Here is a 13,797-nt window from a genome sequence, read left to right as displayed (position 1 = left end):
ATCTACGTGTGTAACTGGTTGAATAACCGATCGGCCTGTTCAAAATCCAACTCTCCCTGCAGTACCTTCTGTATCAATGCTTGCATGGGCTGCTTAGGATTTGGCTCTACAGACGCTTGATTTGTATCTCCCGTCGTTTTGCTCAATTCCTTCGCCAGGAATTTGGAGAATTCTTTAATGTTAGGATAGTCGTACACTCTGGTTGCTGAAATAGCTGTTCCAAACCGTTTATTCACTGCCTGGACCCACTCTACGCCTATAATAGAATCAAGTCCCATATCGATAAATTTATCGTCCCGACCCACATCCTTTTCATTCATACTCAAGGATTTCGCAAGACTTTCTATCAGTTCCCTCTCCAACGTTTCTACCCGGACAGCCTTCGGCGTATATGCCGACCGCTTCGCCTCATCCTTAGCTGTAGGCTGCAGCTGCAGTGAGGAAAGCATGGCCTCAGGTTGCGATGGAGCAGGCTTGGATTCCGCTTGCTCAACTGATTTTTCCAGTTTACCGGCTTCCATCTGGATGTTAGAAACTGAACGCAACAAAATACCCTGCGGTTTTTCAGGTACTTCCGCCAAAGTCTGTTTCTGCACATTTGCATTGATTGCGGGAGGGATGGGAACTGGATCTTGCACCGGGACATCGACCACAGGGGGCTCCGCCTCGACGTCTAGGGATTTGCTTCCGTAAGTAGAGATCCAATAGCTCTCTCTGGCAAATGGATAGGTTGGCAAACTAATCCGACGCGGTCTGGCATTCCCATACAGCCTGTTCCAGTCGAAGTGCAGACCCTTAACCCAAAGCTCCGCCAGCTTTGTATACTTACCCTTGCTTATCCAGACATCCACCATTTTTTCCATGTCTTCGTCTGTTTCAAGAACAGCCAGGATGTCTTTATTCTTCTTTGCCTGACCTGAATATAGCTCGTCGATATCCTCATTCCCTGCTAAAAAGCTCTCCAGCTTTCCTTCAAGCTCCCTGGTAGACCTAGCTATTACTACTAACCGCTCTTCCATGGCTTCGCGTCCCACCTGAAGAGTAAATGCTATATCCTCCAGGCTGGTTTCCGAGTATTCCGGCTCTTTAAGCGCTGAAAGCAGTCTTTGCACCTGCTCGTTCAATCGCTCTGTATTCTTGGCTGACAGCACAACCATTGCCGGATTTTGCAGTGTAATCGCAGATCGTCCAGTCTCCTGCTCCTCAGGGATATATTCCTCAATAAGCACATGTGCGTTGGAACCGCCGGCTCCAAAAGAGGAGATACCTGCTAATCTTGGGTATTCAACCGACTCTCCGTTCATCGTGACGACAGGTCTTTTCCACTCTGCCAGCTCCTGCTGAACAATAAAAGGACTATTGCTAAAATTGATGTTCGGGTTTAATGTGCTTGAATGCAGCGAAGGCGCGATTTGCCTGTATTTAAGCTGAAGGAGCACCTTTGTAACTCCGGCAATCCCTGCCGCACTCTCACAATGCCCTATATTTGATTTTGCCGATCCGATTGCGCAGAACTGCCTGTCCTCCGTATATTCCCGGAAAACTTTTTGCAATCCGGCGATTTCAATAGGGTCACCTAAAGATGTCCCTGTGCCGTGCGCTTCGATGTAACTGATGGTTCTGGGGTTAATTCCTGTTTTCTTAAAGACCCTTCCAATTACACTGGCCTGCGCATTGGGATTCGGAACGGAGAACCCGTTTGTCTTCCCTCCATGATTCACTGCGGTTCCTTTTATGACCCCATAAATATGGTCGCCGTCTGCAATAGCTTTGGCCAGCGGTTTGAGCAGCACGGCCCCTACGCCTTCTCCCGGCACATACCCGTCTCCGCCTTGTCCGAAGCTTTCGCACCGTCCCTTGCTCGATACAAACCTTCCTTGCCCCAGCATCAGGTATTTGTTCGGATGAATGGACACATTGACGCCGCCAGCAACAGCAAGCTCGCACTCACCTTGCTGCAAGCTTTGGCAGGCCAGATGAATGGTCGTCAATGAGGAGGAGCACATCGTATCCACAGCCATGCTCGGCCCGTGGAAGTTACAGAAATAGGATACACGGTTGGCAATGGAAGCCGGATTGCCAGGGACGGCGATCATTCTGCCTCTGGCTTGCTCCTGCGCACCATAAAGCTGGTATTCTTCATACATGACCCCGACAAAAACGCCCACATTCCTTTCCAGCCCAAGACCCCGCTCCAGTTCAAGAGCTTCCCGTGTATAGCCTGCATCCTCTATCGTTTCATAGACGCATTTCAGGAATAGACGCTCCTGAGGATCAATGATTTCTGCTTCTCTAGGAGAGATATTAAAAAACAGCGGGTCAAACTGATCCACACCGTTGATAAAACCTCCCCACTTGCTGTAAGTTTTTCCAGACTTGTTCCTGTCCTCGTCAAAGTGCATGCTGTGATCCCAGCGATCTTTGGGTATTTCTGTAATGCAGTCCTTCCCATCGCGAAGATTGCTCCAGAATTCCCGAATATTATCCGCGTTGGGATACATGCCCGACAAGCCGATAATGGCAATTTCTTCTGATCCACTTGCTCTCTCCGGTTGCGGTTGGAATTTTGCCTGAACCGGCATTACACGTGATTGCCTTCTACTGCCGGAAAGCGGTCTTTTCGGACCATTCTCCGCAGTGGAAGACTTGAATTCTTCAACGGAGTTGACCGCTTTCTCTATTCCAAGCAATTTAATCAGCTTATTCTGGTGAACTTCAAGGAAATATTGGGTCAATTCCCGGATATTCTGGTATTCAAAAAATAAAGTTTTGGGCAGTGTTCCGAACGTTTTCTCCAACTCACGGGTTAGCTGTTTAATCATAATGGAATCAATTCCATACTTCTCCATGGGAGCATCGGATTCAATCTGCCTTGCCGGCAGTCTGATAGATGCAGCGAGCAATTGCTTTAAATAATTTGCCGCTTTTTCGGCAAGCAGGTCTTGGCCGATGACCGAACTCATGCTACTTTCCGTTATCATAGAGGAGGCATCCTCAGCCGCATTCAAGGATGGCTGCTGCAGGAGCGTTTCTCTGAGCTGATTGGCATGCCCTTCCAATACCATGACTTGATTCTTTTTGGAAGCTAGGCTCCGATACAAAGCCCGAATTCCTGCGCCGGTCTCCATAGCAAACATCCCCATCCCCTCCATGATCTTTTCTGATTCCCTATCAATACGCATTCCGCCTTCTTTCCAGAGCGGCCAATTGACTGAAATCGTTCGCCCCTGGCGTTGCTTTTGCTCCACCATCGCACTGCGATACCTTGCATAGGCGTCCATAAAGGCATTGGCAGCAGCATAGTCAGCCTGCCCTATATTCCCAAGGCTCCCGGCAACGGATGAAAAAAGGATGAAGAAGTCCAGCGGGAAATCCTTGCAGGCCTGATCCAGATTCACCAATCCCGTAACCTTTGGCGCCAAAACTTTCTGCAACTCCTCCTCTGTTTTTTTAATAATGAAATTATCGCTAGCTACTCCTGCGCTGTGAACAACTCCGTCCAGCTTCCCAAACTCAGCCTGAATATCCCGGATCAAATCTTCAACCGCCTTTTTATCGGCGACATCGGCTTGCCGGAATACTATTCTCGCACCTAAAGTTTCTATCTCCTCAATCCTTGCTTTTGTGTCACCACGGAGCGGGGAGCGTCCAACGAGAATTAGAGCAACATCCTTGGCCTGTCGTGTAATTTCTTCGGCAAAAATCAAACCGAGACTCCCGGTTCCACCGGTAATCAAATATACCCCTCTGTCCTTCCACGGAATGCTGATTGATTCCCCGGAGGCTTTAATTTCATTCCATGCGGCAACATACCGTCTGCCCGATTGATAGCGGACACGTGTATCCTGGGAGCTGCGACTGTTTTCTTGCAGGATATTTATCATACCTGCAGCATCTTTCTCCACATCTATTTCTATCAGTTGGCCAACCACTACGGGATTCTCCAGCTCCGCTGTTTTTAAGAGTCCATAAAGTCCCGAGAATACCTGCTGGTGATCCTGTACCGGAACTACAAGCTGAATCAATGTCTTGCCTCTGGATTGGGTTCTAAGAATATGTTGAATTTCCTCAAACACCTGGGCTGCATAAGTCCTAAATCGTGCATCAATGCTTTTCTCTTCGGATTGCAGGATAAGACAACGCACTCCATTCATCTGCGATTCAATAATTTCCCCGGAAATATATCCCGGTTCGCATAGAATTACCAGATGCTGTTGATAGTCATTCGTTATTCCTTCCAGAGCAAGCGCTTGGTCTTCCCATACAGGCTCAAGCATCAAAGTCTCAGGAACAGTCCATTCATCTGATCCACCTGTTCCTCCTTCAGCAATTCGTGATGAGAAGCCCATCATCCTTACACAAACATTTCCCTGCTCGTCACACAAATCAATATCTAGCTTTTGCAGTGGGCCATCCTGCCGGCTACCTTCACTGTAACGGATCCAGGCCCACATCTCTGATGTGCAGCCGTTAAACACCTCAAGCTCTTCCAATGCAAACGGTAAAGCCGGCTTGATGGAGGCTTTGCCGTCAGACAGGATGGCGCCGTCTGCGCCCATAATCAAGCCTATCGTCGCCTGCAGAGCGGAATCCAGCAAACAGGGATGCATCACAAACCATTCTTTAGTATGGTAAACGGAAGAAGGCAAGGACAACTTGGCAAGCGCTTGACCCGCCCCGATATATATCTTCTCAATCCCCTGGTGTCCAGGCCCATAGGTAACCTGCATCGCCGCAAACGTCTCATAGCACTGACGGGATGAAAGGGAGCCTAGACTGCACTGTTCCAGCAAGGCTCTAATATCTATGGCAGGAATCTCTGCTACCGGAACAATCGCTGCGCTGCCTTCACTATGCACCACCAGCCCCGTGTCCGTTGCTCCAGATTTTCTGTAGATTTCATAGGCGATGTCCCCACCATCTTGCGGATAGAGCCCGATATTTACACCAACTGACTGCTCCCCAACCACAACAGGCTGGATCCAAAGCACATCTTTTAGCCGGACACATGTCCAACTATCTTCCGGAGATCCTGCGACCTGTTCGACTGCCGCCCGCGCCATTTCAAGGTAGGCCACCCCAGGCAAAAGCTTCTGTCCCCTTATCACATGGTCAGACAGGAAAAATTCTTCTCCCGTAAAAGTAGAGCTGAACTGCAGTCCATAAATATCGGACGTATTTCGCTGTAGTAAAGGGTGAATGTTGGCTTCCGCCTCCCGTTCCAGCACAACACTGCTTACTCCCGTCCGGTTATGGATATCAGCTATACAGTATCGTTCTCTGGCAAAAGAATAGGTAGGCAGGCTAATACGGTTCGGTTTATCCTTTTCGTACAGCACGTTCCAGTCAACAGTCAACCCTTTTACCCAAAGGTCTGCGATTTTGGCATAGCTGCTTTCGCTGACCAAGGCATCAATCGTCTTGGCCGTACCCTCTCCATCTTCCCGTGCTCTATTTTCTTCTCTATAGAATTTTGCCTGCCCCACATATACGCCATGGATACCATCCCGACCTTCCACAAATCCCTTCAATTTCTCCTCAAGCTCCCGGAGAGAGCCTGCAATGACGGCTAAACGTTCTTCCATCGCTTCGCGCCCCACCTGAAGGGTATACGCTATATCCCCCAGACTGCTGTCTGTGAACTGACGCTCCCTGATTGCAGCCAGCAATTGCTGGGCCTGTTCATGCAGCTGTCTTTCACTCTTGGCTGACAGCACCACAATAGCCGGTTTTTGGGCGGTAAAGGCAACAGAATTTTTCTCCTGATTTCCTGGAATATATTCTTCGATTATTAAGTGGGCATTGACACCCCCGAAACCAAATGAGCTGACACCCGCTCTCCGAGGAATATCTACCCCTTGGTCATTCCGCTGCGGCTCCCACTCACGCGCCTCCTGGACGATATAGAACGGACTGTCATCGAGTTTTATATAGGAATTAATGGCATCGCAGTGAAGACTTTTGACAAGCTTTTTATGCTTTAACTGAAGCAGCACTTTTATGACACCCGCGATTCCGGAAGCCAGTTCCAGATGTCCGATGTTGGTCTTCACCGAACCCAATCCACAATGGGTTTTCTTGATCCCGGGTCCCTTTGTATTCTCATAAAGTTCCTTGAAGGCTGCTTTCAGCCCGTTGATTTCAATCGGATCGCCCAGCTCGGTGCCTGTCCCGTGGGCCTCAATGTAAGAAACCGTTCTTGGGTCGATGCCTGCTTTTGTATATGCATGTACCAACACATCCGCCTGAGCCTTCGGATTGGGCGCTGTCAGGGAATTGGCCCGGCCTCCGTGATTGATGGCAGTTCCCCGGATTACGCCATAAATATGGTCTCCAGCCTTCTCCGCATCCTTCAGCTTTTTCAGGAAAAGCATGCCTGCCCCTTCACCACGCACATAACCATTGGCTTTGTTAGAGAAGGTTTTGCACCGACCGTCCTCACACAGCATGCCTGCTTTATTGAAGCTGATATGAAGCTCAGGTGTGATAATCACATTGACACCACCCGCAATCGCCATCTCGCAGCTTCCATCCTCTATGGCCCTAACGGCCCGGTGAATGGCCACCAGCGAACTGGAGCAAGCCGTTTCGACAGGCTCGCTTGGACCATGAATATTGAGGAAATAGCTCATACGATTCGGACCCACCGACGGTGCCATACCACTGGAGGAATATGCCTCGACACCTACGTTTCCCTGATAAATCATTCCGCTGTAGCCGCTGTTCGCGGTACCTGCAAAGATTCCTGTCCGGGTTCCTGACAGACTTCCTGCCTGAATGCCAGCATCTTCGATCGCCTTCCAGATATAGGTCATCAACAGGCGCTGTTGCGGATCCATGAGCGCGGCTTCCCTCGGTGAAATTCCAAAGAATAGAGGGTCAAACTCATATATCCCGTCAATAAACCCGCCCCACTTGATGTTTGTTTTATTTTCCTCATGCGCAGGGTCACCGTAATACGCCTTCCAATCCCAGCGATCTTCAGGTATTTCAGAGATACAGTCCCTGCCTGCCTCAAGATTTTTCCAGAACTCATCCACATCCCGGGCCATGGGGAATACGCCGCTCATTCCTACAATTGCAATAGGTTCGTCGGGAACAGCCTGCGTCTGTTGCGGCACGGACAACACATTCCTGCTTGCAAATCGGGACTGCTGCCGTCTACCGCGGGTGTAGTCTTCTCTATCATCCTCTATGGCCTGCACAGCAGGCTCCGTCCGGGCATGCACGGCAAATTGCTCGCCCAACACGGTATCATATTCGTCCATTAAATACCTGGTGAAGTCATGAATCGTCGTATATTCAAAGAATATGGCAGGCGTCAGCTCAAGCCGGTACAAGTGATTGATGTTGTTGGCAAATTGCGTGAGCAAGATGGAATCGAAGCCATACTCACTCAATTCTACATGTGCATCAATATCTTCAAGTTTGACTTTCAGCAATTTCGACACGGCCTGAATCATGGCGGCCTGCACCTTATCCAACAGGTCCGGTGCGACATTCCTATCAGGGGAAGTTGCTGACACTCCCGTAGTCTTTTCAGGCTGTCTGGTCTCTGGAGCCGTTATTAAACCTACTGTTTTTTTTATTTTTTCAAGATTGCCTACAATCACCATAACCTGATCAGCGCCTGCGTTCATACCACGATACAAGGCTTGAATACCGGAAGAAGTTGACATGCTGTTCATACCCGTATGCTGCCTTACCAGCTTCTCCGTGTCCTCATCAATGTGCATCCCACCCTCTTTCCATAGTGGCCAATTGATGGACAGCGTGTGACCCTGGCGCTGCTTTGATGCGATCAGAGCGTTCCGATATCCAGCGTAAGCATCCATAAACGCATTGGCGGCAGAATAGTCCGCCTGCCCTTGATTGCCCAGTCCTCCGGCTATCGACGAAAATAGAATGAAGAAGTCAAGAGGCAGGTTCTTGCTTGCCTGATCCAGATTCACTATCCCTAAAACTTTGGGAGCGAGAACTTCCAGCATTTCCTCATTATTTTTTTTGAGTATGCGGTTGTCACGAATGACTCCTGCACTGTGAATGATGCCATTGATGCTTCCGAATTCCTCTTGAATTGCCTGGATTAACTCGGTCACCGCCTGCTCCCGAGCCACATCGACCTGTCTGTATATTATTCGTGCCCCTGATGCCTCCAATTTCTTTATCTCAGCCCGTTTGCCTTCATCCAGCACGGAACGTCCCGTTAAAATCAAGACCGCTTTACGGACTTTATTCGAAATCTCTTTGGCAAAAATGAGCCCCAGACCACCGGCACCACCTGTAATCAGGTACACTCCGCCGTCCTTCCACGGGATGCACGCTGCTTCCTGAGAGATTTGAGCTTCGTTCCAGCAGGAAACCCATCGCTTGCCTTTCTCGTACCGGATCTGGATATCCCCAGGGCTGCGGCTATTTTCTTTTAAGATGTCTATGATTGCTTCCCAGTCCTCATCCTGCCCAAGCTCTATCAACTGCCCTGTCAATTTGGGATGCTCAAGCCGGGACGTTTTTAAAAGACCAGAGAGTCCCGAGAAAAGCTGCTGCTCTCCCTGCCCGTTAATGGCAAGCTGAATCAGGACCCTGCCATTGGGTTTTTCCCTAACAATCCTTTGCATCTCCTCGAACACCTGAACGGCGTAACGCTGAAACTGTTCTCCGATTCCGTCCCGATCAGGTTGCAATATCTTGCATTGCACGCCGTCTATCCTAGCTTCAATTTGTTCACGGGAAATCCCGGATGGCTGGCAGAGTATCACGATATGGCGATCATATACAGGCATTTCGGTTTCTATGGCAATTTCTTGCTCTTTCCACACGGGCTTAAGCATTAAAGCGCCTGAATCTGACTGAGCATTCGAGGAAATCGATTCAGTACTCAGAATTCTTGATGAATATCCCTTCATCCTGACACAGATGGCTCCGCTTTCGTCGCTCAGGTCAATATCTAGTTTCTGTGCCTTATCTCCTGCTTTACTGTCCGCATTGTACCGAATCAGCGCCCACATGATGGAACTGCATTTTTTTATAATTTCAACCTCTTGAATGGCATAAGGCAAAGAAGGTTTGATCTCGCCAGAATCCAGCGTCAAACCTATAGATGCCTGCAAGGCCGAATCTATCATGCTTGGATGCAGAACAAATTTGCTTTGGTTATCAGTAAGTGAGGGTGGCAAGGATACCTTTGCCAACACTTGTCCTTCTCCCGCATACACCATCTCAATCCCCTGGTGTCCGGGGCCATAATCAATTCCCATATCCCTAAAAATTCTATACAATTGTGCCGGATAGTAGCTCCGGCTGCATGCATCCTGCAAGTCCTTAATATTTAATGCAGGGACGTCCACGGCCGATCTTCGTACAGCACTGCCGTAGCTATATATCACCATCCCTGTATCGGTTTCTTCGCTATTCCCATAAATTTCATAGGCGATCTCTTGCTGATCCTCCTGGAAAAGCCCGATATGCAGCTGTACTGGACCATCCTCTACAGCAACAGGCCGTGCCCAAACCACGTTTTTAAGGCAAAGCCCGACCCGTTCGCCCTCACCAGCTCCTAATGTCTGCTCCACTGCCGCGCGGGCCATTTCAAGGCAAGCTGCTCCAGACAGAACCTTGCGCCCATTCACCACATGATCCTTCAAGAAAAACTCCTGACCTGTAAACGTCGAGCTGAATCGCTGTTCCGAGAAATCGGAGGTGTTTTGATGCAGCAAAGGATGTAGCGAAGCAGCAGTGACAGAAGTCATGCCTTTACCCGCCTTGCCCTCAATCTCAGGTGCCCAGCAGCGTTCTTTTGCAAAAGGATAGGTCGGTAGACTAATCCGGCAAGGCTTGATGTCTCCATACAGTTTATTCCAGTCAATGGTTAGTCCCTTTACCCATAACTCCGCTATTTTTTTCAATTTTCTCTTCTTAATCCAAGTTTCAAGCAAAGATTTGGCATCTTCATCCGCCTCAAAAATCACGATTCCGTCTTTACTCTTTTTCACCTGAGCCGTGAATACTCCAGCAGACAGATTATGCTGGACAAACTCTTCCAGTGCTTTTAACAACCCCTCTTTTGAATCTGCCACAAAAGCCAGACGGTAGTCCATTGGCTCACGACTCACCTGCAGCGTATACCCCATATCCGCCAGGCTAAGATTCTGCTGGGATGCTATAAAGCTTCTCATTCTTTCGGCATAGGTTATGAGCTGCTTCTCACCTTTGGCAGATAATACGAAGAGAATGGGATTATCGACATCGGCAGCTGTTTCGGACGTTTCAATCCCAGGACGATACTCTTCAATCACAAGATGGGCGTTCGTACCACTAAATCCGAAAGAGCTTACAGCAGCACGCCTTTTGTTCCCGCGGTAAGGTTCCCAGTCGTTCAACTCTGTATTGACATAAAAAGGAGAATTATCAAAATCAAAATGCTCATTCTGGTGCTTGAAATTCAGTGTCGGTGCCAGTTTCCTATGCTTCATGCATAGCAACACTTTTTGCACGCTTGCTACGCCTGCCGCTGCCGAAGTATGTCCAATATTGCTTTTTACCGAACCTATGGCACAGTAGTTCTTCTGATCCGTTCTTTCTTTAAAAGCTGTTGATAAAGCTTCCAATTCAATTGGATCGCCCAGTTTGGTGCCTGTTCCATGCATTTCAACATAGCTAATGCTCTCGGGTTCAATCTGATATTTAGTGTATATTTCTCGCTCCAGCTCAATTTGGCTATTAGTGCTTGGAGCGGTAATCCCGTTGGTTTTTCCATCCTGATTGATCCCAGACCCGATAATAACTCCATATATATGATCCCGGTCAGCTTCAGCATCCTTCAGCCGCTTCAGAACCAGCCCGCCTACTCCCTCTCCCGGAACAAAGCCGTTGGCGCTATTGTCAAACGTTTTACACTGGCCATCTGGCGATAACATTCCGGATGCAGACATGCCTATATAGGATTCAGGAGTCAGATATAACGACACCCCGCCAACCAACGCCATTTCAATCTCTCCGTTAGATAAAGCCTGACAAGCAAGGTGAGTTGCCACTAGCGATGAGGAGCATGCCGTATCCACAGATATGGCTGGGCCCTTCAGATTAAGGAAATAGGAGATACGAGCCGCTGCAATAGCATTGCTGTTCCCGGTAGTATTGGTGAAATGCGCTTCATGCTTGTACCGCAGCATACTATATTCATTATTTAAAATTCCAAGGTAAACCCCGCATTTTTTATTTCCTAACTGCGAGCCGCTATAGCCTGCATCCTCAAATGCCTTATAGGCTTCCTGTATAAAAATGCGTTGCTGCGGGTCCATCCCTTCCGCCTCGGTAGGAGAAATATTAAAAAATAACGGATCAAAATATTCCATATCCTCTAGAGCACCCAGCCACTTGCAATTTATTTTCCCCTCTTGCCCAGGACTAGGATCATAATACTGGTTTACATCCCAACGATCCTTCGGGATTTCAACAATGGAATTTTTGCCTTGAGCGAGATTCTCCCAATATTGCTGTACATCTTCCGCACCAGGATATCTTCCCGAAATCCCGACAATTGCAATTGCGTCTCTATTTTCCGAAGTCGTAGGCGATGAATCCACTTCTGCCTTTACCCGGCGTAATCGTCCGAAAACCTCCTTAGGCGACTGCGCTGGAGAGCATTGCATCGTGTCTGATCCCGGCAAATGGACTTCTGCTATAGATTGGTCCATGTCAGGGACTGTATTTAAGGGCTGTTGAATGAAGCTTGTCCCATGCATATTGATTTCTTGTGCCAAAAATTCAGCAAATTGGAGAAGGGTCGGATAGTCGTAGACCTTGGTCGCTACAATGGATGTGCCGTATCGTTTATTAATGTTTCGAACCCACTCTACGCCTATAATGGAATCCAGCCCGACATCTATAAAGTTTTTATCCGCCTCAATCTCGCTCTGCTCCATATACAAAGCTTCAGCCAAGCTTGATGTCAATTCTTCCCGCAATAGCTCCGCAGAGACGCTACCCTGAACCGTGCTGGATTGCGCCTGCTTTTCAATCGATATCGGCATCAAATTTATCTGCGTTGAAGCCTCTGCCCGTTTATCAGGCTCCAATGCAACGGATGGCAGTGTAAACTCCGCTGGAGAATGATCAGGAATAGACACAGCAGAAGATGGCACGATTAATTCGTCCAAACGATCGCCCAATTCCTTCTCTAAAAATTTGCTGAAATCCCGGATAGTTGGATAATCGTAGACTTTTGTCGCCGTTATAGATGTGTGGTAATGCTTATTAATGTTTCGAATCCACTCTACGCCTATAATAGAATCCAATCCAAGATCGACAAAGTTTTTATCCGAATCGATATCGCTCCGATCTATATATAAAGCTTGCGCCAGACTTGTTGTCAGCTCCTCCTGCAATATTTCCGACGAAATTGCAGAAGAAATAGGCGCCAGTGCTACCGCCTTCTCCTTATTCTCTGACACGTGCAATGCTCCCCCCGGAGAAGTTAATATGATCGTTGCCCCCTCCTGGTTGGCAGACTTGCTGTGCTGTGGCTGACTGTCCGACAAATTCCATAAAGAAATCCCGCTTGGTTTTTCAGAACTGTTCGAAACACCGGATGCTATTATGGCTTCAGGCTGTCGCGCATAAGACTGAACCCGAACTGCTTTTTCCTGAGATTCCTTAGAGCCTCTGTCTACAGATGGAGTCATGATATCCGTGATCCAATACCGCTCCCTCACAAAAGGATAGGCGGGCAGGCTGATTCTCCGCGGCTTGGCATCCCCATACAGCATGTTCCAGTCCATAGCCAGTCCCTTGACCCACAGATCGACAACCTTCGAATATTTCCTTTTCCCGATCCAGGCAGCGATCGTTTTTTTCATGTCTTCATCTTCTATCAGTGCCGTCAGCGCCTCTTTATTCCGTTTGACCTGGCCTCGGTACAACTCGGAGATACCGTCCCGTCCTTCCAGGAATCCCTCCAGCTTTTCCACCAGCTCCTGCATAGACCCGGCAATCACGGCAAGCCGTTCTTCCATGGCCTCGCGTCCCACCTGGAGCGTGTAGGCCACATCGGCCAAACTGCTTTCCGTTAGCTGTCCTTCCCGGATAACGGCTAGCAATCGCTCTCCCTGCTTTTTCAGCCGTTCTTCATTTTTGGCCGACAATACGATAATGGCAGGGGTTTGGGCCGTAATACTTATTTGTGCCTTCTCTTCCGGAGTGTACTCTTCTGGAATGTACTCTTCTGGAATGTACTCTTCGATGATGACATGTGCATTGGAGCCTCCCGCCCCAAACGATGAGATTCCGGCAATCCTCGGATATTCCCGCGTCTCTCCATCAATCTCAACCACCGGTCGCTTCCATTCCTCCAGCTCCTGCTGGACTGCGAATGGCGTCTGCCCGAAAGGAATGTTCGGATTTAATTCTTTGGCGTGCAAGCTGGGGACCAACGTCCGGTTTTTCATCTGTAGGACAATTTTTCCAACCCCTGCGATACCCGCCGCCGCCTCCAGATGTCCGATGTTGGACTTTACAGAGCCGATGGAGCAGAATCCATTGTCCTCCGTATCCTTCCTGAAAGCCTGGGTCAGACCGGTCACTTCAATCGGATCCCCCAGCTCCGTTCCGGTCCCGTGGGCTTCGATATAGCTGATCGTCCGGGCATGTACCCCCGCTCGCTCCAGTGCCGACCGGATCAGCTCCCCTTGAGCTGTCGGGCTTGGCACGGTGTAGCCGTTGGTCTTGCCTCCGTGGTTGATGCTCGTCCCCCTAATCACCGCATGGATGGGGTCCTTATCGGCTATCGCCCGGGACAGC

At 49.0% G+C, this 13,797-nt stretch carries 1 protein-coding gene; it reads right to left on the bottom strand.

All coding sequences use genetic code 11. The annotated features are described in order from the left end of the window. Window positions 1–2: 2 nt before the first annotated feature. On the bottom strand, window positions 3–13,797 hold a 13,795-nt coding region (locus LCF57_RS18130), incomplete at its 5' end, for an SDR family NAD(P)-dependent oxidoreductase (protein WP_413232203.1).

Origin of the sequence: Paenibacillus sp. BJ-4 (assembly GCF_020404765.1) — a bacterium.
Taxonomy (GTDB): domain Bacteria; phylum Bacillota; class Bacilli; order Paenibacillales; family Paenibacillaceae; genus Paenibacillus.
The sequence above is the reverse complement of the archived record's forward strand: the minus strand, read 5'-3'. Positions and strand labels throughout refer to the sequence as shown.